At 65.3% G+C, this 24033-nt stretch carries 26 protein-coding genes and 2 pseudogenes; 13 read left to right on the top strand and 15 right to left on the bottom strand.

Going from position 1 to position 24033, the window contains the following annotated elements:
• Window positions 1–61: 61 nt before the first annotated feature.
• The 3 genes from recF to dnaA all read right to left on the bottom strand — a co-directional run bounded on the left by recF (window position 62) and on the right by dnaA (window position 3839).
• Window positions 62–1126, bottom strand: a complete 1065-nt coding sequence (gene recF, locus ACYDAT_RS10700; RefSeq protein ID WP_461450026.1) for a DNA replication/repair protein RecF — start codon at window positions 1124–1126, stop codon at window positions 62–64.
• 58 nt (window positions 1127–1184) lie between these two features.
• On the bottom strand, window positions 1185–2291 hold the full coding sequence (gene dnaN, locus ACYDAT_RS10695; protein ID WP_461439213.1) for a DNA polymerase III subunit beta: 1107 nt from the start codon (window positions 2289–2291) through the stop codon (window positions 1185–1187).
• 195 nt (window positions 2292–2486) lie between these two features.
• Entirely contained in the window at window positions 2487–3839 is a 1353-nt protein-coding gene (dnaA, locus tag ACYDAT_RS10690) for a chromosomal replication initiator protein DnaA (RefSeq protein ID WP_461450039.1), read from the bottom strand.
• Window positions 3840–3987: 148 nt separating this feature from the next.
• Between dnaA and rpmH the strand changes: the two genes are divergently transcribed.
• From rpmH to ACYDAT_RS10650, 8 genes are all read left to right on the top strand, one after another.
• Window positions 3988–4122 (top strand): 50S ribosomal protein L34, encoded by a 135-nt coding sequence (gene rpmH, locus ACYDAT_RS10685; RefSeq protein WP_049621303.1) that lies wholly within the window; start codon window positions 3988–3990, stop codon window positions 4120–4122.
• 7 nt (window positions 4123–4129) lie between these two features.
• Complete coding sequence (gene rnpA / locus ACYDAT_RS10680) at window positions 4130–4513, top strand: ribonuclease P protein component (RefSeq protein ID WP_461439212.1); 384 nt, start codon at window positions 4130–4132, stop codon at window positions 4511–4513.
• Between the two features lie 44 nt (window positions 4514–4557).
• Window positions 4558–6276 carry a membrane protein insertase YidC gene (gene yidC, locus ACYDAT_RS10675; protein ID WP_461450024.1) on the top strand — a complete coding sequence of 573 codons (1719 nt, stop codon included), beginning with the start codon at window positions 4558–4560 and terminating at the stop codon, window positions 6274–6276.
• 6 nt (window positions 6277–6282) lie between these two features.
• Entirely contained in the window at window positions 6283–7641 is a 1359-nt protein-coding gene (gene mnmE, locus ACYDAT_RS10670) for a tRNA uridine-5-carboxymethylaminomethyl(34) synthesis GTPase MnmE (protein ID WP_461450022.1), read from the top strand.
• An 87-nt stretch (window positions 7642–7728) separates the two neighbouring features.
• Window positions 7729–8352, top strand: a complete 624-nt coding sequence (locus ACYDAT_RS10665) for a YbhB/YbcL family Raf kinase inhibitor-like protein (protein ID WP_461439209.1) — start codon at window positions 7729–7731, stop codon at window positions 8350–8352.
• A 123-nt stretch (window positions 8353–8475) separates the two neighbouring features.
• A complete protein-coding gene (locus ACYDAT_RS10660; RefSeq protein WP_461439208.1) occupies window positions 8476–8808 on the top strand; it encodes an ElaB/YgaM/YqjD family protein in 333 nt (110 codons plus the stop codon).
• Between the two features lie 2 nt (window positions 8809–8810).
• Complete coding sequence (locus ACYDAT_RS10655) at window positions 8811–9254, top strand: hypothetical protein (RefSeq protein WP_461439223.1); 444 nt, start codon at window positions 8811–8813, stop codon at window positions 9252–9254.
• Complete coding sequence (locus ACYDAT_RS10650; protein WP_461439222.1) at window positions 9251–9484, top strand: hypothetical protein; 234 nt, start codon at window positions 9251–9253, stop codon at window positions 9482–9484. Before ACYDAT_RS10655 ends, ACYDAT_RS10650 begins: the two co-directional genes overlap by 4 nt.
• 20 nt (window positions 9485–9504) lie before the next feature.
• Here ACYDAT_RS10650 and ACYDAT_RS10645 read toward each other — a convergent pair whose 3' ends face one another.
• Window positions 9505–10305, bottom strand: a complete 801-nt coding sequence (locus ACYDAT_RS10645; RefSeq protein ID WP_461450020.1) for an undecaprenyl-diphosphate phosphatase — start codon at window positions 10303–10305, stop codon at window positions 9505–9507.
• 69 nt (window positions 10306–10374) lie between these two features.
• A complete protein-coding gene (locus ACYDAT_RS10640) occupies window positions 10375–11235 on the bottom strand; it encodes an undecaprenyl-diphosphate phosphatase (RefSeq protein ID WP_461450018.1) in 861 nt (286 codons plus the stop codon).
• Between the two features lie 286 nt (window positions 11236–11521).
• Between ACYDAT_RS10640 and glnA the strand changes: the two genes are divergently transcribed.
• Window positions 11522–12931 carry a type I glutamate--ammonia ligase gene (gene glnA / locus ACYDAT_RS10635; RefSeq protein WP_461439205.1) on the top strand — a complete coding sequence of 470 codons (1410 nt, stop codon included), beginning with the start codon at window positions 11522–11524 and terminating at the stop codon, window positions 12929–12931.
• Between the two features lie 140 nt (window positions 12932–13071).
• Window positions 13072–15141, top strand: a complete 2070-nt coding sequence (locus ACYDAT_RS10630; protein WP_461439204.1) for a tetratricopeptide repeat protein — start codon at window positions 13072–13074, stop codon at window positions 15139–15141.
• Window positions 15142–15163: 22 nt separating this feature from the next.
• On the opposite strand, the gene ACYDAT_RS10625 is transcribed toward ACYDAT_RS10630, so the two are convergent.
• Entirely contained in the window at window positions 15164–17143 is a 1980-nt protein-coding gene (locus ACYDAT_RS10625; RefSeq protein ID WP_461450016.1) for a UvrD-helicase domain-containing protein, read from the bottom strand.
• Between the two features lie 265 nt (window positions 17144–17408).
• Here ACYDAT_RS10625 and ACYDAT_RS10620 point away from each other — a divergent pair, with 265 nt between their 5' ends.
• Both ACYDAT_RS10620 and ACYDAT_RS10615 read left to right on the top strand, forming a co-directional pair.
• Entirely contained in the window at window positions 17409–18032 is a 624-nt protein-coding gene (locus tag ACYDAT_RS10620) for a thymidine kinase (protein WP_461440271.1), read from the top strand.
• Window positions 18033–18420: 388 nt separating this feature from the next.
• Entirely contained in the window at window positions 18421–18636 is a 216-nt protein-coding gene (locus ACYDAT_RS10615; protein WP_461441309.1) for a hypothetical protein, read from the top strand.
• Here ACYDAT_RS10615 and ACYDAT_RS10610 read toward each other — a convergent pair.
• The 5 genes from ACYDAT_RS10610 to ACYDAT_RS10590 form a co-directional block, all read right to left on the bottom strand.
• Complete coding sequence (locus tag ACYDAT_RS10610; RefSeq protein WP_461450037.1) at window positions 18605–19573, bottom strand: YheT family hydrolase; 969 nt, start codon at window positions 19571–19573, stop codon at window positions 18605–18607. The genes ACYDAT_RS10615 and ACYDAT_RS10610 overlap by 32 nt on opposite strands.
• 68 nt (window positions 19574–19641) lie before the next feature.
• On the bottom strand, window positions 19642–20457 hold the full coding sequence (locus ACYDAT_RS10605; protein WP_461440258.1) for a lysophospholipid acyltransferase family protein: 816 nt from the start codon (window positions 20455–20457) through the stop codon (window positions 19642–19644).
• Window positions 20458–20569: 112 nt separating this feature from the next.
• The gene (locus ACYDAT_RS10600; RefSeq protein WP_461450015.1) at window positions 20570–20908 is read right to left on the bottom strand and encodes a type II toxin-antitoxin system PemK/MazF family toxin; all 339 of its coding nucleotides are present in this window, start codon (window positions 20906–20908) and stop codon (window positions 20570–20572) included.
• Window positions 20895–21131 carry a hypothetical protein gene (locus tag ACYDAT_RS10595; protein WP_461450014.1) on the bottom strand — a complete coding sequence of 79 codons (237 nt, stop codon included), beginning with the start codon at window positions 21129–21131 and terminating at the stop codon, window positions 20895–20897. The genes ACYDAT_RS10600 and ACYDAT_RS10595 overlap by 14 nt, the downstream gene beginning before the upstream one ends.
• Window positions 21132–21210: 79 nt before the next feature.
• The gene (locus tag ACYDAT_RS10590; RefSeq protein WP_461450013.1) at window positions 21211–21672 is read right to left on the bottom strand and encodes an Lrp/AsnC family transcriptional regulator; all 462 of its coding nucleotides are present in this window, start codon (window positions 21670–21672) and stop codon (window positions 21211–21213) included.
• A gap of 158 nt (window positions 21673–21830) precedes the next feature.
• On the opposite strand from ACYDAT_RS10590, the gene phhA reads away from it, so the two are divergent.
• Window positions 21831–22724: a phenylalanine 4-monooxygenase gene (gene phhA / locus ACYDAT_RS10585; RefSeq protein WP_461450012.1), complete on the top strand. Its 894-nt coding sequence runs from the start codon at window positions 21831–21833 to the stop codon at window positions 22722–22724.
• Between the two features lie 162 nt (window positions 22725–22886).
• Here the strand turns inward: phhA and ACYDAT_RS10580 are convergent, their stop codons facing one another.
• The 4 genes and pseudogenes from ACYDAT_RS10580 to ACYDAT_RS10565 all read right to left on the bottom strand — a co-directional run.
• Complete coding sequence (locus ACYDAT_RS10580; RefSeq protein ID WP_461450011.1) at window positions 22887–23081, bottom strand: hypothetical protein; 195 nt, start codon at window positions 23079–23081, stop codon at window positions 22887–22889.
• A 3-nt stretch (window positions 23082–23084) separates the two neighbouring features.
• Complete coding sequence (locus ACYDAT_RS10575) at window positions 23085–23243, bottom strand: hypothetical protein (protein ID WP_461450010.1); 159 nt, start codon at window positions 23241–23243, stop codon at window positions 23085–23087.
• Between the two features lie 47 nt (window positions 23244–23290).
• Window positions 23291–23639: pseudogene (locus ACYDAT_RS10570) on the bottom strand (ATP-binding cassette domain-containing protein); the annotation flags it as partial.
• 213 nt (window positions 23640–23852) lie between these two features.
• Window positions 23853–24033: pseudogene (locus ACYDAT_RS10565) on the bottom strand (hypothetical protein); the annotation flags it as partial.

Here is a 24033-nt window from a genome sequence, read left to right as displayed (position 1 = left end):
ATTCGCGCATTATCGATCGCCGCAGCGCGGCCAAGTCAACAATTCTAGCAGTTGTCCCGCTTCAGGCGCGGAGCGCACCGCGTTCCACGTGGAACACCCGCATGCCGGGTTGCCAGTGACTCGGAAAGTCGGTGTCGGTGATCCAGGTCTGTGCACCGCTGTTTTGCAGGTAGGACACCACTTGCTCCAGATGGGCTGTGTCCAGCTCGGCCGCAAGGTCATCCAGAAGCAGCAACGGTGTCGTGCCGCGGAGTTCGCGAAACACCTCGAACTGCGCCAGCAAACAAGCCAGTGCTGCGAGCTTGGTTTGGCCGCGTGAAAGTTGATGCCGTTCCGGTGCCTGCTCAAATCCCAGCAACCAATCTGCGCGATGCGGACCCTGCTGTGTATGCCCCTGCTCCCGGTCACGAATTCGATGTGCCACCAATACCTCGACCAACGCGGTCTCCGCAGCCCAGCCGCGCTGATAACGCAACGTCGGCACTCCGAGCTCCGGCAGCCAGCGGGCAAGGTGCTCCAATAGCCGGATGCGCAGACGGCCCAGGTATGCACGGCGTTGTTCATCCAGTCGCACGGCAGCACTGTCCATGCCTTGCTCCCACACCGCGAGTTGCGCGTTGTCGCCGTTCCTGCGCAACAAAGAATTGCGCTGTTGCAGGCATCGCCGATAGTTCTGCCATGCTTCAAGGAACGCGGGTTCCACGTGGAACACACCCCAATCTAGAAAGCGACGCCGGAACTCGGCTGGACCAGCGATCAAGCCATGACTGCCTGGCTCGATGCAAATGGCCGCGCAGTGCGCCAACAAATTGGATAGGCGTGCTATCGGCTGCGCATCGATGCGCGCCCGCCAGCCATGCGCGCCACGCGCCAAGCCGAGGCGATGTGTTTGACCACCCTCATCAAGTTCAGCATAGACCGTGCACTCCACCTGCCCGCGCCGAATCAAGGCCTGGCTGCCTCCGGGCCGAAACGAGCGGCCATGAGACAACAGGAATAACGCCTCAAGCACACTGGTTTTGCCACTGCCATTGGCACCTTGCAGGAGATTGATGCCAGCAGCCGGGACGATCGATAGTGATTCAAAGCAGCGCAGTTGCGCCAGATTCAAGCGCAAGATACGCATCGGTCATCACGCAAACGCTGGCCCCAGCCACGTCCCTGCGCCATGGTAGCCGGGACGGTCAGAGCCGCAACGGCATGATGACGTGGCGCGCGCGCTCGTCGGGAAGCCCCTCCAGCAAGCAGCTTGACTGCGCATCGCGCAAGCGCAGCAATACCTGCTCCCCGCGCAGTGATCCGAGCGCATCAAGCAGATAGCCAACGTTGAAGCCCACGGCAAGTTCATCCACCACGGTCTCAACCTCGAGTTCTTCGACGGCCTCTTCCTGCTCGGGGTTGTGCGCGACGATGCGCATGCGACCAGGGCTGAATTCAAGCTTCACGCCACGATATTTTTCATTGGAGAGGATCGCAGCGCGTTGCAGCGTTTCGCGTAGCGTATTGCGGTTGACCGTGACCAGTTTATCCGCCCCGATCGGCAGCACGGTCTCGTAATCCGGGAACTTACCGTCGATCAATTTCGAGGTGAACCGCAACCCGGGGCGACGCAGGCGCAAATGGTTGCGCGCGAATTCAAGCTCCACCTCGGCATCGCTAGACTCCAACAAGCCAGCCAACTCCAGGACCCCCTTGCGCGGCACGATCGATTGCCGGCGCGTCTGGCTGGTGCCTGCAGGAAGTGCTGCCTCGGCCATGGCAAGGCGGTGGCCGTCGGTGGCCACACAACGCAACGAGCTGGTCTGCATGTCGAACAACATGCCGTTGAGGTAATAGCGCACATCCTGGTTGGCCATGGCGAACTGGGTGCGCTCGAGCAGTACCTTCAACTCAGACTCGGTGGTACGCAGGCGGTCGGTGACTTCAATGCTATCCAGTGTGGGGAAATCGGCGGCTGGCAAAGTGACCAAGGTGTAGCGGCTACGCCCGGCACGCAGCAAAACGCGCTCGCCTTCCAGCTTGATCTCGATGCGAGAACCTTCTGGCAATGCGCGAACCAAGTCATAGAGTTTGCGTGCAGGCAGTGTGCACACGCCGGCTTCCGCGCTCTCGGTCGCCGCGCTACCGATCATCTCTACCTCCATGTCGGTCCCGGTCAGAGTTAGCTGCTGTTGGGCATTCACCTCAACCAGCACGTGTGCCAGCACCGGCATGGTCTGGCGTCGTTCGACCACACCGATGATTCGCTGCAACGGTTGAAGCAAGGTTTCACGGCTCAGGCTTGCACGCATGGGGCGATCCGTTTCTGTTTTCAAGAAGGTTTATAGTAGTTGTAGTAGGCCCTGTGGATACAGGGGATAATCTTGGAAATCATTCAAAATCAACCGATTGAGCGCTTCCTTTGCTTGTCCATCCGATGCCTTGCCTGAGGATACCCTGTGGGTAACCGCTACAGCAGGTCAGCCCGCGGAATTATCCACAGGATCTCAGCCTGTGAGTATACGAATCAATTTGTCCCAATCCTGATGCATGCGTGCATCTTTTTCACACAGCCCTCGGATGGTCCGGCAAGCATGCAGCACCGTGGTGTGGTCGCGACCACCAAAAGCTTCGCCGATTTCCGGCAAGCTGTGCTCAGTCAACTCCTTGGACAGGGCCATGGCCAACTGTCGTGGCCGCGCCAAGGAGCGCACACGACGCTTGGACAGTAAATCTGACAACCGGACCTGGTAATAATCGGCGACGGTCTTCTGAATGTTGGGAACCGTCATCGCAAGCTGATGCACGGATAGCAGATCGCGCAAGGTTTCCTCGGCAAACGCCAAGGTGATGGGCTTGCTGAAGAAATTGGCGCGTGCCGCGAGGGTGTTGAGCGCGCCCTCCAGATCGCGCACGTTGGAGCGGATACGTCGTGCCAGCAGCATGGCTACATCCTCGGGCAGCGCCATGCTCTTGCGCTGTGCCTTCGCCAGTAGGATGGCCGCACGCGTCTCGAAATCTGGCGCCTCGATGGCTACCGACAGGCCCCAGCCCAGGCGCGATTTCAGCCGCGGCTCGAGATTTTCCACCTCACGCGGATAACGATCGCAGGTGAGGATGATTTGCTGCTTGCCTTCAAACAAAGTGTTGAAGGTATGGAAAAACTCTTCCTGTGTGGTGTTCTTGCCGGCGAAAAACTGGATGTCGTCGATCAGCAGCGCATCGACCTCGCGGAAGCGGCGCTTGAAGGCATCCATGTTCTTGCTGCGCAGAGCCTCGATCATGGCGCCGACGAACTGCTCGGAGCGCAGATACAGCACGCGCGCACCGGGTCGCGACTGCGCAATCAGATTGCCCGCGGCATGCATCAGATGGGTCTTGCCCAAGCCGGTACCGCCATACAGCAGCAGCGGGTTGTAGGCAGTGCCGGGTGCCTGCGCAACCTGCATGGCCGCCGCCTTGCCGAGTTGATTTGGTTTGCCCTCGACGAAATTGTCGAACGTATAGGCAGGATCGAGGTTGCTGTCGATGGTTTCTTCGGCCACCACCGAAACCCTGTTTGCGAGCGCCGCCATGCCGCCTTGGCTCGCGACGTTGGCGGCAGGAACAACACTAACAGGCGCACGCGCGCTGCCGACTTCCAACTGCACGGGAACCGGCTGCCCGGCGAGGTGCTCCAGCACCTCGCGGATGCGCGCCAGGTACTGCTCGCGCACCGTGTCCACGGTGTAGGCGTTGGGTGCAAACAAACGCAGCCCGCCGCTATCTTCGCGCGCCTGCAGCGGCAACAGCCAAGTGTGCATCTCGTTGCCCAGCTCGCCTTCGAGGCGCGTGAGGCAACGTCGCCAGAGTTCGCTCATGGTAATCCGGAAGAGGCCAACTGCACGGTGGCCGAATAGATCAAGCAGTGTAGCAACGCGTCCATGCACGGCGCGTGCGATTGACACGCGGCCGCAACGCTCGCGATAATCGCAGACCTTTTTGCAAGCCTGCGACGCAATTACCGGCATGAAGCGCACTTTCCAACCCAGCAAACTCAAGCGCGCCCGCACCCACGGGTTCCGTGCACGCATGGCCACCGCCGATGGGCGCAAGATTCTTTCCGCCCGCCGCGCCAAGGGCCGCAAGCGCCTTATTCCCTGAGGCGCCGATGATGACGTCCGCGAGATTGCCGCGCGCAGCGCGGCTCACGCGGGCTGCTGATTTCGCCGCGCTTGGCCGCGATGCCACCGCGCTCGGCAGCCGCCACTTCGTGGCGCGCTACCGGTTTTCGCCCAGTGGTCACGCGCGCATGGCGCAATCCGTCTCCAAGCGAGTGCACAAGCGCGCCGTGCAGCGCAACCGCATCAAGCGCCAGATCCGCACCGCGTTTCGTCTGCGCCGTGAACACATGCCTGCGCTGGACATGCTCGTCATCGCACGCACCACAGCCGCCGCTGCCGACAATCGCGTCCTCGCCGCCGACCTCGCCGCGCTGCTGCAGCGACTGGCGGCATTGAAGCTACAGCACGCGCCCGGCACAATGCCCGGCTGATCCGCGCCCGGCTGCATGCGCGCCCCTTACCGGACACTCTGTCAATGAATCAGACGCGCACATTCCTGCTGCTCGGCCTGCTGCTGGTCGTCTACCTGTTGTGGACCGGATGGGAGCAGCAATTCAACGCGCCGATCGCAGCGCCGCCGCCTGCCGCCAGCACCAGCACTCTTGCGCCGCAAGCCAGCGCTGCGCCCGCGTTGGTCAGCGTAGTGCCGTCCGCGCCCACGACGACGGCGGAGTCCGCGGCGCCTGCAGCCGCATTGTTGCCTGGTAGCGGTGCCGCGTATGGCCAGCGCATCGCGGTGCACACCGATGTGCTCGATGTCACTTTGGATACTGCTGGTGGCGCGCTGGTGCAGGCACGTTTGCTGAAATACGCGGTGGCACCCGAGCAAGCGCAGCGCGTCAGCCTGCTGGATGACAGCACCAGCCATTACCTGGTTGCGCAGAGCGGATTGGTCAGCAGCATCGCTGGCGCCGCACCGGCGGTGGATGCGCTGTTCAAGAGCGCGCGAACCAGCTACTCCATGGCATCGGGGCAGAAGCAACTCAACGTCGATCTGACCTGGAGCGACCCTGCGCAAGGCATCGCGGTGACCAAGCGCTACACCTTCACGCGTGGCAGCTACGTGGTACAGGTGCAGGAGCAGGTGCGCAACCTCGGCAAGACACCGTGGACCGGCAACGCCTGGACGCAACTGGTGCGCACTGCGCCGCCAGCACCACCCTCGCATCTGTTCTTTCTGCATGACCCATCCGAGTACTACAGCTTCACTGGTGGGAGCTGGTACAGCCCGCAGGACAAGTTCAGCAAGCTGGCCTTTGATGAGTTTGCCAAGCACCCGTTGGCGCGCAGCGTGCAAGATGGCTGGATCGCCTTCGTGCAGCGTTATTTCGTCGCGGCGTGGATTCCGGCGCGTGGCAGCAGCGCGCAATTCAGCAGCGCCACCTTCGATGTCGCCGGCGAGCCACACTATCTGTTGCGCAGCATCGGTCCCGCTTTCAGCGTGGCGCCTGGTGCCAGCGCCATGCAGAACATGAGCCTGTTCGTCGGACCCAAGCTGGAGCGCGCGCTCAACGCTGCCGCGCCCGGCCTCGAACTGAGCGTGGACTACGGCATCTTCACCGTGATCTCGCAGCCGTTGCACTGGGTTCTGGTGCAGTTGCACCGCATTACCCACAACTGGGGTCTGGCGATCATCTTGCTGGTGCTGTTGATCAAGGCCGCGTTCTACTGGCTCAGCGACAAGCAGTACCGCTCATTCGCCAAGATGCGCAAACTGACGCCGCGCATCAAGGCGCTGCAGGCGCGTTACGCCGACGACAAGACCAAGATGCAGCAGGCCATGATGGAGTTGTATCAAAAAGAGAAAGCCAATCCCGTGGCCGGTTGCCTGCCCATGCTGGTGCAGATCCCGGTGTTCTTTGCGCTGTATCCGGTACTGATCGAGAGCGTGGAATTGCGCCAGGCGCCGTTCGCGTTGTGGATCCACAACCTGTCCGCGCCGGATCCCTACTATGTGCTGCCGGTGCTTTATGCCGCGGTCATGCTGGCACAGCAGATGCTGACGCCCGCCGTCGGCATGGACCCGACCCAAGCCAAGATCATGAAGGCTATGCCGATATTGATGGCGTTTTTCTTCGCCCAGTTCCCGGCGGGTCTGGTCTTGTACTACATCACCAACAGCGTGCTCGGCTTGCTGCAACAGTGGTACGTCACGCGGCAAGTGATGCGCGCCGACGCCGCCAAGACAACCTGAGCCAGCATGCACGTTGCCGACACCATCGCCGCCGTGGCCACCGCGCCGGGCGCGGCGGGCATCGGTATCGTGCGCGTCAGCGGCGCGCAGGCTGGAGCGATTGCGCGAGCCCTGCTGGGACGCGCGCCACGCGCGCGCCACGCGCACTACACCGCGCTGCGTGAAGCCGATGGCGCGCTGCTGGATCGGGGTCTGCTGCTGTGGTTTCCCGCGCCGCATTCCTACACCGGCGAGGATGTGCTGGAGCTGCACGCGCACGGCAGCCCAATCCTGCTCGATCTGCTGCTGCGTCGTGTCTGTGACCTGGGTGCGCGGCCGGCGCGCGCGGGTGAATTCAGCGAACGCGCGTATCTCAACGGCAAGCTTGATCTGGCACAGGCCGAGGCCATCGCCGACCTGATCGCCGCCGGTAGCGAGGCGGCGGTGCGCGCTGCGCAGCGCGCACTGGCCGGAGTGTTCTCCGCGCGCGTGAGCGAGTTGCAGGCGCTGCTCACCGGCGCGCGCGTGCAGATCGAAGCGGCGCTGGATTTCCCCGACGAAGAACTCGAGTTGCTGGCCGATCCGGCGCTGCTCGGCACGCTCGCCGAGCTGCGCATGCAAGTCACAGCCGTGCTGGCCGAGGCGCGGCGCGGCGTGCGCCTGGCGCGCGGCATGAGCGTGGTGCTGGTGGGGCGCCCCAACACCGGAAAATCCAGCTTGCTCAATGCGCTCGCAGGCGAGGATCGCGCCATCGTCACCGCCGTGCCCGGCACCACGCGCGACGTGCTGCGTCTGGAACTGCAACTCGACGGCGTGCGTCTGGATCTGGCCGACACCGCCGGACTGCGCGCGGCGCGCGATACGATCGAACGCGAGGGCATGCGCCGCGCCCTGGCGGCGTTGGCTGACGCCGATCTCGCGCTGCTGGTCAGCGATGCTGAGCACTGGATCGACGATCTCGCTGCCGTGCACGCGCATGCGCCGGATATGGCCGTGCTGGTTGTGCTCAACAAGATCGATTTGTTGGGTCAGCCTGCGGCGCGTATCGAGGATGCGGCCAGTCCGTTGCGCATCGCGCTATCCGCGCGCAGCGGCGCCGGTGTGGATCTGCTGCGCGCGGAACTGCGGCGTCGCGCCAGTGGTGGCGATACCGATACCGCTTACAGCGCGCGCACGCGCCACGTACTGGCCTTGCAGCGCGCGGCGGCCGAGATCGAAGCAGCGAGCTTCGAGGTGCGGCGTGCCGCCACGCGACAAGGCGGGCTGGCCGAGCTTGCCGCCGAAGCCCTGCGCCGCGCGCAGCAGGCACTCGACGAGCTGACTGGCACGTACAGCAACGAGGATTTGCTGGGCGCGATTTTCTCCAGCTTTTGTATTGGCAAATGAACTGCATGCGGAGATGGCTTGCACAGCAAAGCGCCGCGGCGCAGGCTTGAAATCCGTCGCAGTGATCTATGACCCCGGGAGCGTGTCGTGCAGCTCAGCAGCCAGAGTTTTACCACCCATCAACCCATTCCCGCGCGTTGCGCCTTTGGCCAACCAGGCACGGATGGACCATTTGCCTTTGGCGGCAACCGCAGTCCGCATCTGGCGTGGGGTGATGTGCCCGAGGGTACGCGCGGCTTCGCCCTGACTTGTATTGATGTCGATGTGCCCAGTCGTGGCGATGACGTGAACAAGGCCGGGTGCGTGGTGCCAGCCGATCTGCCGCGCGTCGAGTTCGCACACTGGCTGATGATCGACATCGATGCCGGCGTGCGCGAGTTGGCCGAAGGAGCCTGCGGCAGCGGCATCGTCGCGCGCGGCAAACAGCATCCGCCTGGCCCGGCGGGCAGTCGCCAGGGCATCAACGATTACACCCACTGGTTTGCCGATGATGTCGACATGGCCGGCGACTATTACGGCTATGACGGCCCCTGCCCGCCATGGAACGACAGCATCGTGCATCACTACGGGTTTCACGTGTACGCGCTGAAACTGGCACGGCTGGACTTGCCGGCGCGATTCAATCTCGCTGACCTGCGCCGCGTCATCGCCGGCCACGTGCTGGCACAAGCGGTGTGCGTGGGCACGTATTCGATGCGCGCCGCAGGCTGAATCAACCGCGCTGTCCTGCGTGCGACAGCGCACCGCATGGACAGCGCGGCGTGCGGCACCATATCCATGACGCAGATCGCCGCATTGACGCGGTCGCGCATCAGCCCAGCACCGGAGATAGCCATGAACAGCGAAGTCAGCAATCCCTCTGAAGACCGCATCCACGCCACCGCCGAGCGCGCCAAGCAGACCGAGAGCGCCGTGGTGAAGCACACCGCCGAGCGCGTCGAGCATGGCTTGCACCGAGCCACGGATGTCGGTGCCGATGTGGCCGCCAGCGTCAACGACAAGGCCGCCGAGATGGCGGCGCGAGGCCGCGAAGCGACTGAGAAATTGCGCGCGCAGGCGGGTGATCTGTTCGACAAGACGCGCGATTTCGTGCGCGAGAAGCCCGGCCAGGCGGTGTTGATCGCGGCCGCGACGGGTTGGTTGCTGGGTCGCCTGATGCGCCGCTGAGCATGAGTGAGGCCGAGGAGCCCGTGCCACAGGCCGCTGCCACGCAGGCGGCGGCCACCGTGCCTCCGCCCACGGAAGTGGGCACAGCGTCTGCGCTGGGTGCGTTGGACGCCATGCTCGAAATGGGCGCGGCGCTGCTGGGTTTGGTGCGGCTGGAAGTTGGCCGTGCCGGGCGCGGCCTGCTGTGGGCGCTGCTGATCGGCGTCGCGACCATCGTGCTGGTGGCGCTGGGATTGCTGCTGCTGGTGGCGTTGCTCTTGCTCGGTTTGTTTCACGCCAGCGGCTCGCTGGCGCTAGCGCTGGCTTTGACCGTCGTGCTGCTGATCATCGGCGTGTGGCTGCTGTTGCGCGGCCTGCGCCGCGTACTACGACCGCTCAGTCTGCCGACGACGCGCGCCGAACTGCGCGCCGTGCTCGCACCACTGCGCGGCAAACCGCCGGCATGAGCGCGCGTCGACACCAGTGGCAGGATGGCGTTGCCCGTGCGCAGCGCGCACGGGCGACGCTGATGCCGCAGTTGCAGCGCGGCGGCGATTGGCTGGACCAACATCCCTGGGTGCGCCCGGTCGTGGCTTTGTGCGGTGGTTTGCTGGCCGCGCGTTTGCTGCCGCGTCCGGCCTTGCTGCGCCGCGGCGGTGAGGTGTTGCTGCACGCGTTGCGCCTGTTGCGACCCTGATGCACGCCGCAGCGCGGTGTTCAGTGCATCAGACCCAGCCCCAGCGCGCCGAACAAGGCCGCGCCCAGCGCGATGCGATACCACGCAAACAGCGTGTAACGGTGCGTCTTGATGTAACCCAGCAGCCACTTCACCGCCACGAACGCGGTGATCGTCGACACCGTGAAAGCCGCACCCAGCGCGCCCCAGTGCTCGTGCGTGGCGCCGCCGTGGTGCAACGTGTGCCAAAGCTCGTAGGCGCCGGCTGCATACATGGTGGGAATGCCGACGATGAAGGAAAACTCGGTCGCCGCCGAACGATCGCGCGTGCCTGCCAGCATCGCCGCGAAAATGGTGCTGGCCGAGCGCGACAGGCCGGGGAAGATCCCCGCGATCATCTGCGCCACGCCCACCACCAGCGCCACTGTCCAGCTCACCTCGCGCCCCGGTTTCAGGCGTGCGGCGATGGCTTCCGCCGCCAGCATCCAGACGCCGCCCAGCAGTAGCGCCCAGGCCACCGGCCGCACGCTGACCGGTAGCTTGAAGCCCAGCTTCACGGCGATGAAACCCAGCACAGCGGTCACCGCGAACGCCAGCAGCAGCTTGCCGACATAGACGCGGTTGGCGCGCTCGCCCAAGCCCCACGCCAGTGTCCACAGACGCCGCCAGTACACCAGCGTCACCGCGAGAATCGCGCCGGATTGAATCACCACATTGAACAGGTCCGAGCGTGCGCCCAGCCACTGCTCGGCGATCAGCAAATGCCCGGTCGAGGAGACCGGCAGGAACTCGGTGATGCCTTCGATGATCCCGAGCAGGATCGCGTTCCAGGGAATCAGCACAATACGACTCGCGCGGCAAGGCGGCGCAGCTTACGCGAAGCGCGCGGCGGGTTCAGCGCCATGCATTTTTCATGTGCGCAGCAGCAGCAGCGCCAGCGCGCCGAAGCCGATGCAATACCAGGCGAATGGATTCAGCGCCGCCTGTTCGTGGCGGCGGAAGTAGCGCATCAGAAACCAGGTGCTGAACAGCGCCGTGAGGCCGGCGACCGCGCCAGCCAGCAGCATCAGACCCAGTGGCGCGTGATGTGCACCGCGCGCGTGCAGCAGCTTGGGAATCTCCAGCACCGCCGCGCCGGTGATCACCGGCGCGCCCAGCAGAAATGAAAAGCGCGCCGCCTGCGCGTGATTGAGGCCGCGGCGCAGGCCGCCGACCATGGTTGCGCCCGAACGCGACAGACCGGGGATGAATGCGAGGCACTGCCAGACACCGATGATCAGCGCGTCAAGCCAGCGCAGGCAATCGAGATGCTCATCCTGCGTCGTGCTCGCCGCAGAACCCACCGCGCGCCGACGCAGGCGTTCGCCCAGCAGCAGCATGCCGCCGTTGACGATCAGAAACAGCGCGGCGACCCAAGGCTCGCCGAACAATACGCGCAGCGGTTTTTCCAGCGCGAAGCCGAGGATGATCGCCGGCAGCGTGCCCAGCACCAGCATGCCCGCCAGACGCCGATAGTTTTCGGCGTCGCCGGCGCGCCGCCCGCGCAGCACGCCCCAGGCGATACCCAGCCACACACGCCAGAAATACGCCAGCAGCGCCAGCAGCGTGCCCACGTGCAGCACCACCAGAAACGGCAGGAAATCGCGCGCGTGCTGATTGATGTGCAGATGCAGCAGCGCCGGTAGCACCACCGCATGCCCGAGGCTGCTGACCGGAAATAATTCGGTCAGCCCCTGCAGCAGGGCGATCAGCAGCACGTTAAAGACGCTCATGGGTGGGTTCCGTATGAGTCAAGCCGCGATGTTAGGCCAGCCGCCCGGGTCAACGCGCTTACCGATGCGTAAACTGCAGTCCTGCGAGTTGCGGCCATGCGTGCGAGCGGGGTTACACCAAAATTGCACCAAATAAAAGCAACACAATTTTGAATAGCACTATGATGATGCGCTAATCAACCGCGCGACAGCGCGCTGCGGGCCAAATGCCGCGCCACCACCACGCATCGTGGCTGGCACGAGGCTTGCCAGAGTCCAGCATCCCTTTCCCCACCTGGAGCAGATCATGTCCGCAGACCATGTCCTCAAACTGATCGCCGAACACGAAGTCGAATTCGTCGATTTCCGTTTTGCCGATATAGCCGGGCGCCAGCATCACGTCAGCTTCCCCGCGCATACCGTCGACGCTGGAACCTTCGAGGACGGCAAGATGTTCGACGGCTCCTCGATCTCGGGCTGGAAGGGCATCAACGAGTCCGACATGGTGCTGATGCCGGATGCTTCCACTGCCGTGCTCGATCCATTCAGCAGCGCCAAGCAACTGATTCTTACCTGCGACGTGCTCGAGCCCAGCACCATGCAGGCTTACGGTCGCGATCCGCGCTCCATCGCCAAGCGCGCCGAGGCGTATCTGAAATCCACCGGCGTGGCCGACACCGCGTTCTTCGGCCCCGAACCCGAGTTTTTCATTTTCGACTCGGTGCGCTACGCCAACGACATGGGCAAGGTATTTTACGAAGTCGAGTCCGATGAGGCCGCGTGGTCCTCGGGGCAGCGCGTCGAAGGCGGCAATTCAGGCCACCGTCCCGGCATCAAGGGCGGCTATTTCCCGGTCAGCCCAGTGGATTCGCTGGGTGATCTGCGCGCCGAGATGTGCCAGACCCTCGAAGCCATGGGTCTCAAGGTCGAGGTGCATCACCACGAAGTCGCCACCGCCGGACAGTGCGAAATCGGCACGCGCTTCAACACCCTGGTGAAGAAGTCCGACGAGATGATGGTGCTGAAATACGTCATCAAGAACATCGCGCACCAGAACGGCAAAACCGCTACTTTCATGCCCAAGCCAATCGTCGGCGACAACGGCAGCGGCATGCACGTGCATCAGTCGCTGGGCAAGGACGGCAAGAACCTGTTCGCTGGCGAGCTGTACGGCGGGCTCAGCCAGTTGGCGCTGTGGTACATCGGCGGCATCTTCAAGCACGCCAAGGCGATCAACGCTTTCGCCAACTCCACCACCAACAGCTACAAGCGTCTGGTGCCGGGCTTCGAGGCGCCGGTAATGCTGGCCTACTCGGCGCGCAACCGCTCGGCGAGCTGCCGCATTCCGTATGTGAGCAGCCCCAAGGGCCGCCGCATCGAGGTGCGCTTCCCCGATCCGGTCAACTCGGGGTATCTCACGTTCACCGCGCTGTTGATGGCCGGGCTGGACGGCGTACTCAACAAGATCGATCCGGGCGCGCCCTCCGACAAGGATCTGTATGACCTGCCGCCGGAGGAAGAGAAAAACATCCCGCAGGTCTGCTCCAGTCTCGATCAGGCGCTGGAGGCGCTGGACAAGGACCGCGGCTTTCTCAAGGCCGGTGGCGTATTCAGCGACGATTTCATCGACGGTTACATCGCGCTGAAGATGCAGGAAGTCACGCGCTTCCGCGCCGCCACGCACCCGCTCGAATACCAGATGTACTACTCGATCTGAGCGCGCGGTTCGCGGCACGACCCAACCCACGGGTGCCCGCGCCCGTGGGCTTCTTGCTGGCGCGCGGCGTGGCCGTCGGTTCATGCAAGCCAGACACGAGCCCGCGCAAGGCATAATCAGGCGCTTTACCGGGTCATGCGATGCGCGACGAGATCCTCGAACTGGAGCAGCAGGGCCGCCTGGCCGAGGCCGAGGCGCGCGCGCAGGCGTGGCTCGATGCGGAGCCGGATGCGATCGAGGCGCGTCACGTGCTGGGTTTGGTGCGCATTCGCCGCGGCGCTTATGTCGCGGCGCTGGAAACCATGCTGCCCGCGCTGCAGCGCGATCCCGAGCAACCCGCGCTGCAGGTGAGCTGCGGTCGCGCCGCGCTGCTGGCCGGCGATCGCGGGCGCGCGCGCATGGCTTTCGAAGCCGCGCGCCGACTCGATCCCAACAATCTCGACGCGCATATCGGTCTCGCCGCCGCGGCGCTGGCGGGCGGTGATCTGGATGCCGCTGAAAGCGGTTTTCGCACCGCGCTGCGCGCCGACGAGAACGCCGTGGAAGCTTGGTTGGGGCTGGGCCAGACGCTGGCCGGCAAAGGCGACCAGGAAGCCTCGGCGCGCTGCTTCAACATGGCGCTGGAAATCCGCCCCGACGATGCCGCCGCGCAGTTCAGCCTCGCGCAGACGCTGCGCGCGCAAGGCTATCTCGATTTCGCGCTGCGCGCCTTCGAGCGCGCGCTGGAACTCAATCCCGAGCTGGCCGTGGCGCGTCTGCAGTTGGCCGAGACGTTGGCGCAACGCGGGCGCAGCGAGGCCGCGGTGCAGGTCTTCGAGCAACTGCGCGAGCACCCGCGCTACGCCACCGCGGCGTTGACCGGAATGGGCGAACTGGCGCTGGCGCGCAACGCCGCAGCCGTTGCGCAGACGCTGTTTCAGCAGGCGCTGGCGCGCGATGCCGATCACGAGCGCGCATTGCTTGGTCTGGTGCAGGCGCTGGAGCGTAATGGCCAAGTCGAATCGGCGCAGCGCCTGCTGCACGATTGGCTGGGCGCGCACCCCGAGGCTACCGGCGCGCGCGCGGCCTTGGCCGGACGTCTGCTGCGCGCCGACGATGCCGCGGGCGCCGTGGCGCTGTGGCGCGAGGCGCTGCAGCGCAATCCCGAGCAGCCCTCGCTGCGCGCCGATCTGGCGCTGGCGCTGGAGCGTACTGGCGACTTCGCCAGCGCTGACCAGGAAGCCGAGCGCGCCGCACTGGGCGGACGCTGGCCGCCGCTGGTGCTGCTGCGCGCGCGCGCCGCGCTGCGCGACAGCGCCTACGAAACCGCGCGCGATCGACTCAAGGTGCTGGACGAGAAGCGGCTCAATCCGGTGCAGCGCCGCCATCGCCAGCATTTGCTCGGGCTGGCGGCGCTGGGCAAGCGCGATTGGACTGCCGCGCAGCAGGCGTTCATGGCCATGCACGCGGACGACACGGCGCCGCTGCCGGAGCTGGCGGACGCCAAGATACTGGCGCCACGCCTGCGTGAGTTGGTCGCGCTGCCGGGGCTGGCGGTCGCGTTGACGCCGGCGCCGACCGTGCTGGTCGGTCTGCCCGGCAGCGGCGTGCATCGTCTTGCCAATCTGCTGGCGCGGCAGCCGGGCCTGAAAGTGCGCAGTGACTATTTCGCCGGCGGCGAGCTGTTGGCACGCGCCGATGACCCGCGTCTGTTGCAGCCCTTGGGTCAGGCCGAACTGGAAAGCATGGCGCGGCGCTATGCGCGCGGCCTGCGCCGTGCCGTGCCCGAGGGGCAACAAGCCATTGACTGGCTGCCGCTGCTGGATGCGCGCTTGCTGCCCGCGCTCAAGCGCGCGCTGCCCGGCGTGCACCTGCTGCTGGCCTGGCGCGAGCCGGAGGCCTGCCTGCTCGACTGGTTGGCGTTCGGCTATCAACGCGGCTTTCCGCTGCACGATGTGGCGCAGGCGCAGCACTGGCTGCAGCAGGCCGGCGCGCATCTGGCACTGGGCGTCGAACTGCTGCCGGCGCAGGCGCTGGACATGGACGCGTTGCTCAGCGCCAAGTCGCAGATTCCGGCGGTGCTGGGTGAATTCCTGCGGCGCGACGATTTGACGATTGCAGACGCCTGGCGCAACGAGGCGCGCTACCTTGGCCTGCCCACCAGCGTACCGGCGCCAACGCGCAAGGCCTGGCTGCAGGCACTGAATGACGCGTCGCCGGCACCGGCCTGAAGCACGCCCGGCGCGCCGGATTTCAGGATTCCAGCAACGCTTTCAGCCGCGCCAGATGCGTCAGCGCGGTGTCGCGCCGCGCTTCGGCCTCGGCGGCGGGATCGTCGCCGTCGCGCTGCAAGTCGGCGCCGGGCAGCTCATCGATGAAGCGGCTGGGACGCAGCGCGATGATCTCGCCATAGCGGCGCACGCGCTCGCTGTGCGCGATGACCAGCCACTGCCGCGCGCGGGTGATGCCCACATAAAACAGGCGGCGCTCTTCCTCCAGCCGGCCCTCGTCCAGCGCGCCCTCGTGCGGCAACGTGGCGTCGTCGCAGCCGACGATGCACACGCCGCGAAACTCCAGGCCCTTGGCCGCGTGCAGGGTCATCAGGCGCACCGCGTTGCCGGGGTCTTCGCGCTCAGCGTTGCCCAGCAGCATCAATTGCTGCGCCAGATCGCCGGCGCGCGCTCCGCCGCGCTGCATGGCGCGAAACCACTCGCCCAGCTCGCGCACGTTGGCCTCGCGGCGCGCGCGCGCCTCGGTGTCGCCGGGCAGCGCCGCAAGGTGCGCACGGTAGCCGCTGTGCTCCAGCACCGCGTCCAGCAATGCGCTGGCGGGCAGCGTTTGCGCCAAGCGCTGCAGGCGCGTGATCAGCGTGGCGAAATCGTGCAGCGCCTGCGCCTGGCGTCGTGCCAGTACGGCCGTGCAGCGCATGTCGCGCGCCGCGTCCAGCAGCGACAGGTGCCGCGTCTGCGCGGCCATGCCCAGTTTTTCCAATGTGGTCGCGCCCAGGTCACGGCGCGGCAGATTAACGATGCGCAGAAACGCGGCGTCGTCCTCGGCATTGACCAGCAGGCGCAGGTAGGCCAGCGTGTCCTTGACCTCGGCGCGGTCGAGAAAGCTCAGCGCGCCGCTGAGGTGATACGGCACGCGCGCCAGACGCAGCGCTTTTTCCAGCTCGCGCGCCTGATGGTTGCCGCGGTACAGCACGGCGTAATCGCCCCAACTGGTGGCGTCGGTGTTGTGCGCCTGATCGAGCAGCGCGGCGATGCGCGCGGCCTCATGTTCGGTGTCGCGACAGCGCAGCACGCGCACTGGAGCGCCTTCGGCTGCCGCGCTCCACAGCTTTTTGGGATGCGCGTGCGGGTTGTGCGCGATCAGCGCGTTGGCACAGCGCAGGATGCGCGTGCTGCAACGGTAGTTCTGCTCCAGTTTGAGTACGCGCAGCAAGGGATAGTCGCGCGCGATCTCGCTGAGATTTTCCGGGCGCGCGCCGCGCCACGCGTAAATGCTCTGGTCATCATCGCCGACGCAGGTGAATGCGCCGCGCGGCCCGGACAGCGCCTTCAGCAGCCGGTACTGCGCCTCGTTGGTGTCTTGGTATTCGTCCACCAGCAAGTAGCGCAGGCGCTCGCGCCATACCGGCGCGAGTTCGGCATCGGCTTCCAGCAAGCCCAGCGGCAGGCGGATCAGATCGTCGAAATCCACCGCATTCCAGGCGCGCAGGCGCTGCTGATAGCTGGCGTAACGCGCGGCGATTTCGTGCTCGCGCGCGCTGCGCGCTGCGGCGGCGGCGGCATCGCTGTCGAGTCCGGCGTTTTTGATCTGGCTGATCGCGCCGCGCAGCGCGTGAATGTCCTCGTTGCGCGCGCCCTTGGGCAGCAAGTCCTTGAGCAACGCGACGGTGTCGTCGGTGTCCAGCACGCTGAAGCTGCGGCGCAGGCCGACGCGCGCATGCTCGATCTGCAGCAAGTGCAGGCCCAGCGCGTGGAAGGTGGATACGCGCAAGGCTTCGGCTTCGGCCTGCGGCAGGCGTCGCGTCAGGCGCTCGCGCATCTCGCGCGCGGCCTTGTTGGTGAAAGTGATCGCGCCGATGCGCTCCGCCGCCAGCCCGCGCCGCTGCACCAGATGCGCGATTTTTTCCACGATCACACGGGTCTTGCCCGAGCCGGCGCCGGCCAGCACCAGCAGCGGCCCGTCGCAGTATTCAACGGCTTCACGTTGTTGCGGATTGAGCATGGCGATGCGCGCAAAGCACGTTAGCTTAGCGGGACTCGGGACAAAGCGTTGCACGGTGACACACCCGTCCTCGCCTCCCAGGGCGCGCGCAGCGCGAGCCGGGGATCCAGTGGTGTTGCCCTGCGCTGGATGCCCGCCGGCGCGGGCATGACAATGCACCGGCGCACATGCGGCGCCGAGATCGTTCCGTCTGCGGCAGCACGATGACAAGCGTGCCGCGAACCACGATGCTTGCGTATTCCACTTTCCACGTCGCGTCCACCCCATGGCCAAGCTCTACTTCTATTTCTCGGCGATGAATGCCGGCAAGACCACCACCTTGCTGCAGAGCGCCTACAACTACCGCGAGCGCGGCATGCGCGCGCTGATCCTGACGCCGCAACTGGACACGCGGCGCGACGACGCCACGGTGGCCTCGCGCATCGGACTCAGCGCCGCGGCGTTGCGTTTCCAGCGCGAGGACGATCTGGCCGCGCGCGTGCGCGGGGATATCGCTAGCCGCGGCGTGCTGCATTGCGTGCTGGTGGACGAGGCGCAGTTTCTGACCCGCGCGCAAGTGTGGCAGCTCAGCGATGTGGTCGATGCGCTGCATATTCCGGTGCTGTGCTACGGCTTGCGCACCGATTTTCGCGGCGAGCTGTTCGAGGGCAGCCAGTATCTGCTGGCGTGGGCGGATGAGCTCACCGAGATCAAGACCATCTGCCACAGCGGCAAGAAGGCCACCATGGTGCTGCGCGTGGATGAGCAGGGCCGCGCGCTGCGCGAAGGCCCGCAGGTGCAGATCGGCGGCAACGAACGCTACGTATCGGTCAGCCGCGCCGAGTACAAGAAGGTGATGCAGGGCGACGGCCGCATCGAGCCGCTGCAGCCGTCCTTGCCGATACGCTGAACCCGCCGTCGCGCGGTCCCAAACCTCGCCACTCCGTCACCGCCGCCTGCGAGAGCCGCCATGGAAGCCTCCCGCAAGCCCCGTCACGGCCGTGGTTGTTCGGTCTCACCGTGATCCCGTTCGGCATCTCCATGTTCTGCGATCTGCGAGACCTGGCGCACCGCCAAAAGCCGTAGCGACTGGACCGGGATTCTGTTCTGCCTGTCGCCGGTGGCGCCCGATTACCAGGTCGGCAGCGGCATCGTGGAGTTGATCAACGGCTACTGGGGCAGCCTGGTCACCGCCGCCGGCGCGCTGCCGCGGGTTTCGTGCTCGATCGCATCAACCGCCGCTACGCATGCTCGGCGGTAGTGTTCGAGATCATCGGCCACGCGGTGAATCGGCCTCGATGCAATACACGTTGTTCACCGCGGCCGGCAATCAGGCCATCGCCTACGTCGCCTGGATGGATGGCCAGGGTTACGCACACGCGGGTGCGTTCGGAGTAGCGCCTAGCGCCAGCATGCTGATGACCGACGCGCTGGCCAATTTGCTCGGCGTGGCGGCACTCGCACTGCTGCTGCGCTTGCTGCTCAGGCGCGACGCGCGGCTTGCGGCGGCGTGAGCGCCTGCGCAGCGGCGCGTGCATCCAGGCGTGCGATGAGGTAATCCTCGACGAAGCTGTGCAGACGCGCGCCAGTCAGGAATCCGCAGTGGCCGCCGTGCTTGGCAATGTCCAGTTCGACGCAATCGGGAAGTTGCATGGCGCGGAAGTCCGCGACCGGAATCACCGGGTCGTCCGCGGCGGTAAGGATGGTCGCGGGCACTTGCAGCGCGGCGAGGCGATCCCCGGCGATCGAATAGCCATCCAGATACGCTTCGAGCGTACCGAACTCGGTATAGCGCAGCACCAGTGCGCGCGTCAGCCCGCGCATGTTCAGCGCCAGTTCCTCGCGCGACACCAGCGCGCGCGCCGGAAACAGCGCCTGCTTGCGGCGCAACGAGGCGCGCCACTTGCGCATGAAGTAGGCGTGATACAGGCGGCCCTGTTCGAGCTGGCGCAGGCCCGCGGCCGGATCGACCACCGGGCACACCGCCAGCGCGTAGTCGAGCGCGATGCCGCGCGCCGGCGCGGCGCGTGCCACGCGCAGCGCGAAATTGCCGCCCAGCGAAAACCCCGCGATCGCGCGCAAGCCTGCGCCGGGACGCGCGCACACCTGCGCGGTGGCAGCGGCGACTTCATCCAGCCGGCACGAATGAAACGGCTCGGCGTTGAGCGCGTGGCTGTCGCCGTGATCGCGAAAATTCAGCCGGTACACGTCGTAGCCCGCGCGCAGCAAGCACGCGCTGGTGGCCTGCATGTAGTTGGAATCGGCACTGCCCTCCCAGCCGTGCAGCAACAGCACCAGACCGTGGCGCTCGGGCAGTGCCTGCTGCACGCTGTGAAAACCCTGCAGGCGCACGCCGGCGTCGAGTTGCAGCACCTCAGCGCGCGTCGCCTGCGCCACCAACTGCGCGCGACGGCGCAGCGTGGCGCGGCGCAGCGAGCTGGAGCTGAGCATCGATTGCAGGTGCGGATTGCGCAGCCAGCGCGGCGGCGAAAAATCGGCAGCGCGTGGTAGCGGCGGATTCACGCGCGTCGACTCAGACATTCGGCGATGGCACTGCGTGCCGCGTCGGCCATGGCACGGCGTCCATTCTCCGCAGGCGTGGTCAAGGGCGCGAGAAAATGCACCTCGGCCTGCAGCGGCGGCTCGCCCAGCAGGCGCAGGAAATTGCCTATGAAACTTTCGCCCTGCTGAAACGTGGCGCCATCCCAGGCGCAGCCGCCGCGGCAATAGGTGAGCGCCACCGGCTGGATCGGCACCCGCGCATCCAGCGCGCACTGGAACACGCGCGCATGGAACGTGCGCACCGTGGTGATGCCGGTGATCTCGTGTTCAATGCCGCCCTCGGGAAACACCGCCACCGCGCGACCGATCCGCATGCGCGTCACCATCACCGCCATCACCGCGCTCAGCGAGCTGGCATTGCCGCGACGATGAAAAATGGTGCCGGCGCGCGCCGCCAGCCAGCCCACCAGCGGCCAGCGCGCGATTTCGGCCTTGGCCACGAAACACGCCGCGCGCTGCGTGTACAGCAACAGGATGTCCATCCATGACACATGATTGGCCACGAACAGCACCGGCCCTTGCACCTGCTTGCCGTGATTGCTGATGCGAAAACCGAACGCGCCGCGCAGCATCCAGCGCGACCAGTAGCGCACGATGCGCTGCGCCAGCGGCTCGCGTGTGCCGTCACCTTTGCCATCGGGCAGCAGCGCCACCACGCCACCCAGTGGAATCGCCAGTACCACCATCGCCAGCAGAAGCGGCACGCGCCAGACATAGCGCAGGCCGCGCAGGCGATCGGGCGTGGCGAGCGCCAGGGATTCAGGGGATCTCATAACGACACTTTAACGATCAGGTCCAACCGACGATAGCCGCCAGCGCCATCGCGGTCAGGCCACATTGCAGGTTTCGACACGCGCACGCACCGCGCGGTTCCGTAGCGGCGGACTAAAGCGCCAGCACCAAGTGCAAGCCAGCGTTCAATGCCTGCACGACCTGCGTGGGCAGCAATTTGACGCGCTTCGCAAGCAGGCGCCGATCAAGCGTCAGCAGTTGCGAGATGTTGATGACCGAAACCTGCGGCAATCCCGAATCGGATTTGGTCACGCGCACATTGCCGGGCGCCGCGGCCAGGGCGAGATTGGACGTGATCACCGCCACGATCACCGTACCGATGCGGCTGTCGTTGAATGGGTTGGCTTGGATGATCACGACCGGCCGGCGCAAACCGGGGCCGGAGCCGGCCACATCCGGCGACGTCGCCCACCACACCTCACCACGTTGCATGGGCTAGCGTGTGCAGTTGCGCGTGTCGCAGGGCGGGTTCCAGTTGTCCCGACTGCCGTGCATAGACCGCATCGAGCTGCTCGGTGATGGCGCTGGCGCGCTCGCTCAGGACAAAGCGCGCCAGCGCCTCGGAGTACAACTGACTGCGCGACTTGCCTTGATGCGCCGCCAGCGCGTCGGCGGCGGCGAACACAGAATCGGGTACGGAGATGGCGACTTTCATGGCGCCACGGCATCACCATGGTATGACCGGATCAATCCGGGGCGTGCCGTGTCGGACAGGCAGCCGATGGATGCCAACCTCAATCATCGCCCAGCGGCAATCCGCGCGCGGCCTTGACGGTGCGCAGCACGAAGCTGGAATTCACATCGGCCACGCCGGCATCGTTGAGCAGGCGGTCAAGCAGAAAGCGCGAGAAGTGCTCGAGGTCGGCCACGCGCACCTCCAGCAGATAATCCATGTCGCCGGTCAGCGCGTGGCAGGCGATCACCGCGTCGGCCGCCTGCATCACCTGCACGAAGCGCGCGATGGCCTCGCCGGTGTGCGCGGCCAGTTGCACGCGCACGAACGCGGCCAGGTCCAGGCCCAGCGCGAGCGCATCGAGGCGCGCGGTGTAGCCGGCGATCACCCCGCTGGCCTCCAGTCGCTGCACGCGGCGCAGCGCCGCCGAGGGCGAAAGATTCACGCGCGCCGCCAGCTCGGCATTGGTGAGGCGGCCTTCGGCCTGCAGCAGGCGCAGCAGGGCGCGGTCGGTGCGATCCATGTTCAACGCCATGATCATGCGCCATGTGTCATATATACGCATGAAGTGTGCGCGGAAAGCGCTGTTATGCGCAACAAAGCAAGCCTGTTGCGCGCCTGCTGGCCTACACTCAAGCGCAGCAAGCCATCGTGCACTGTGCGCCGCCGAGGAGCACCGCCATGAACGCGCAACCGCGCCGCGTTGAAAACATCGCCACCGACCGCGGCGTGATCCCACAGTACGCCACCGGCGTCGTCGAGCAGCCGTGGTCCGATTACAGCGCCGCTGATCACCAGGTTTGGGCCACGCTGTTCCAGCGCCAGCGCGAGCTGCTGCCCGGTCGTGCGTGCAGCGCGTTTCTCGATGCCCAGCACGCGCTGGGCATGACGCCCGATGCCATCCCGCGCTTCGACCAACTCAACCACCACCTGCGCGCGGCCACCGGCTGGCAGTTGATCGGCGTCGAGGGCCTGCTGCCCGAGGCGGTGTTTTTCGAGCACCTCGCGCAGCGGTGCTTCCCGGTCACCTGGTGGATACGCCGCGCCGACCAGCTCGACTACATCGCCGAGCCCGATTTGTTCCACGACCTGTTCGGCCACGTGCCGCTGCTGATGAACCCGGTATTCGCCGACTACATGCAGGCCTACGGCCAGGGTGGCCTGCGCGCGCAGCGCGAATTCGGCGACGAGGCGCTGCTCAACCTCACCCGGCTGTACTGGTACACCGTCGAGTTCGGCCTGATGCGCGAGCCCGACGGCCTGCGCATCTACGGCGCCGGCATCGTCAGCTCCAAGGGCGAGTCGATCTACAGCCTCGCATCGCCCGCGCCCAACCGCATCGGCTTCGATCTCGAGCGCGTGATGCGCACCCGCTACCGCATCGACAGCTACCAGAAAACCTACTTCGTCATCGACGGCTTCGAGCAATTGTTCGCCGCCACGCAGCAGGACTTCGCGCCGATCTACCCGCGCGTCGCCGGCGCTGAATCCATGGCCGCCGGCAGCGTGCTGCCCGGTGACCGCGTGCACCACCGCGGTACCCGCGAAGGCTGGCCCGAGGGGGCGGATGCGTGATCAAAAAATGAGCGGGCAAATTGCCCGTCCACAGGTTTCAACGGGAAGCATTCCAGCCGTCTGCAAAGCCTCGAGCAAAGTCGCCGGCCGAATGAAAAACGACGAAGCAAAGCACTGCTGTCAGGCCGATTAATAGCCAAGTTTTCTTTTTGACAAATACCTTCAATAAAGTTGACATGGTGCGTACCCCGCGCTAGTCAGAAACGCTACCGTCCAACCCATCAACCCACTCGAAAAATCAGCTGTCTTATCGACAGCTCCTGCGTACCAACCACCCATCGCATGGCCGATGTTGTACCAAACGTCGCCCGATCCAGCCGACACGCGCATCGCTTCATCTTTTGACAAGATATTCATGGCTTACCTCTTTTCATTGTGGTCAGAAACGCCATCGGCAAAACCGTTCGCAAAGTCCTCTAGTGCGCCAGCAGCCACCACGACGGTGGTAAGAACGGCCCACAGCACAACGGGATTTCCACCAGAAACATTCTGGATGGCCTCGTAATCTAGTACGTTCATTTCAGTTCTCCACACAAGAGCCAAAATTCTCCGTCTTGGCTTCGGCTTCACGAGACGCGCCGCTCCTGCGGTGCTCCCTCCGTGATTGGTGGATAGCGTAGTTCGATGATCCGCTCGGCGCTGGCGATGGTTTCCGGCCGATGGGCGATGATGATGCGGGTGATGCATAGTCGCGCGATGGCGGCGTTGACCGCGCGCTCGCGCGCGACGTCGAGATGGCTGGTGGCTTCGTCCAGCAGCAGCAGGCGCGGGCGCCGATACAACGCGCGCGCCAGCAGCAGGCGCTGTTTCTGGCCGCCCGAAAGGCTCGAACCCATGCGCCGAGCAGACTGTGGTAGCCATGCGCATGACGATGATGTCGTCGCGGATGCCGGCCAGCCGCGCGGCGACCTCGATATCTGCATGGACGCCCGTGCTACTCAGATCCGGGAGGACGTCGATAGTTTAATGACTCGCGGAGTTTGAACACTTGATAAGCTATATTTGCCGTCAATACAAAACTGCTGGCAGACATCATGAAAAAGTAAAATGTGATTATCGAGCAAAACATCTTATTCTCCGTAAAGATGCCACCTCTTATGAGGCGGCATCCAAATTCACGAGTTAACATTACATAGCAGCGCCAGTAAAACCGCCACCAATTGGGTCCATATCGCCGACCAAGCTGTGGTAGCCCATGGGCATGGTCACGATGTCGTCATGGATGTGCGCCAGGCGCGCGGCGGCCTCGATGCGCGTGGCGGTGGCCTCGGGATCGAAGAAACTGATGTTGTCGGCGATGCTGCCGGTG

The organism is Metallibacterium sp., assembly GCF_054637675.1.
Note: the sequence above shows the minus strand (reverse complement) of the source record. Positions and strands in the feature narration are given on the sequence as shown.

Bases quoted from the DNA above. Each gene is read 5' to 3' on its own strand.
- recF (WP_461450026.1), bottom strand. From the start codon at position 1,126: ATGCGTATCTTGCGCTTGAATCTGGCGCAACTGCGCTGCTTTGAATCA.
- dnaN (WP_461439213.1), bottom strand. From the start codon at position 2,291: ATGCGTGCAAGCCTGAGCCGTGAAACCTTGCTTCAACCGTTGCAGCGA.
- dnaA (WP_461450039.1), bottom strand. From the start codon at position 3,839: ATGAGCGAACTCTGGCGACGTTGCCTCACGCGCCTCGAAGGCGAGCTG.
- rpmH (WP_049621303.1), top strand. From the start codon at position 3,988: ATGAAGCGCACTTTCCAACCCAGCAAACTCAAGCGCGCCCGCACCCAC.
- rnpA (WP_461439212.1), top strand. From the start codon at position 4,130: ATGATGACGTCCGCGAGATTGCCGCGCGCAGCGCGGCTCACGCGGGCT.
- yidC (WP_461450024.1), top strand. From the start codon at position 4,558: ATGAATCAGACGCGCACATTCCTGCTGCTCGGCCTGCTGCTGGTCGTC.
- mnmE (WP_461450022.1), top strand. From the start codon at position 6,283: ATGCACGTTGCCGACACCATCGCCGCCGTGGCCACCGCGCCGGGCGCG.
- ACYDAT_RS10660 (WP_461439208.1), top strand. From the start codon at position 8,476: ATGAACAGCGAAGTCAGCAATCCCTCTGAAGACCGCATCCACGCCACC.
- ACYDAT_RS10655 (WP_461439223.1), top strand. From the start codon at position 8,811: ATGAGTGAGGCCGAGGAGCCCGTGCCACAGGCCGCTGCCACGCAGGCG.
- ACYDAT_RS10650 (WP_461439222.1), top strand. From the start codon at position 9,251: ATGAGCGCGCGTCGACACCAGTGGCAGGATGGCGTTGCCCGTGCGCAG.
- ACYDAT_RS10640 (WP_461450018.1), bottom strand. From the start codon at position 11,235: ATGAGCGTCTTTAACGTGCTGCTGATCGCCCTGCTGCAGGGGCTGACC.
- glnA (WP_461439205.1), top strand. From the start codon at position 11,522: ATGTCCGCAGACCATGTCCTCAAACTGATCGCCGAACACGAAGTCGAA.
- ACYDAT_RS10630 (WP_461439204.1), top strand. From the start codon at position 13,072: ATGCGCGACGAGATCCTCGAACTGGAGCAGCAGGGCCGCCTGGCCGAG.
- ACYDAT_RS10625 (WP_461450016.1), bottom strand. From the start codon at position 17,143: ATGCTCAATCCGCAACAACGTGAAGCCGTTGAATACTGCGACGGGCCG.
- ACYDAT_RS10620 (WP_461440271.1), top strand. From the start codon at position 17,409: ATGGCCAAGCTCTACTTCTATTTCTCGGCGATGAATGCCGGCAAGACC.
- ACYDAT_RS10615 (WP_461441309.1), top strand. From the start codon at position 18,421: ATGCAATACACGTTGTTCACCGCGGCCGGCAATCAGGCCATCGCCTAC.
- ACYDAT_RS10610 (WP_461450037.1), bottom strand. From the start codon at position 19,573: ATGCTCAGCTCCAGCTCGCTGCGCCGCGCCACGCTGCGCCGTCGCGCG.
- ACYDAT_RS10605 (WP_461440258.1), bottom strand. From the start codon at position 20,457: ATGAGATCCCCTGAATCCCTGGCGCTCGCCACGCCCGATCGCCTGCGC.
- ACYDAT_RS10600 (WP_461450015.1), bottom strand. From the start codon at position 20,908: ATGCAACGTGGTGAGGTGTGGTGGGCGACGTCGCCGGATGTGGCCGGC.
- ACYDAT_RS10595 (WP_461450014.1), bottom strand. From the start codon at position 21,131: ATGAAAGTCGCCATCTCCGTACCCGATTCTGTGTTCGCCGCCGCCGAC.
- ACYDAT_RS10590 (WP_461450013.1), bottom strand. From the start codon at position 21,672: ATGGATCGCACCGACCGCGCCCTGCTGCGCCTGCTGCAGGCCGAAGGC.
- phhA (WP_461450012.1), top strand. From the start codon at position 21,831: ATGAACGCGCAACCGCGCCGCGTTGAAAACATCGCCACCGACCGCGGC.
- ACYDAT_RS10580 (WP_461450011.1), bottom strand. From the start codon at position 23,081: ATGAATATCTTGTCAAAAGATGAAGCGATGCGCGTGTCGGCTGGATCG.
- ACYDAT_RS10575 (WP_461450010.1), bottom strand. From the start codon at position 23,243: ATGAACGTACTAGATTACGAGGCCATCCAGAATGTTTCTGGTGGAAAT.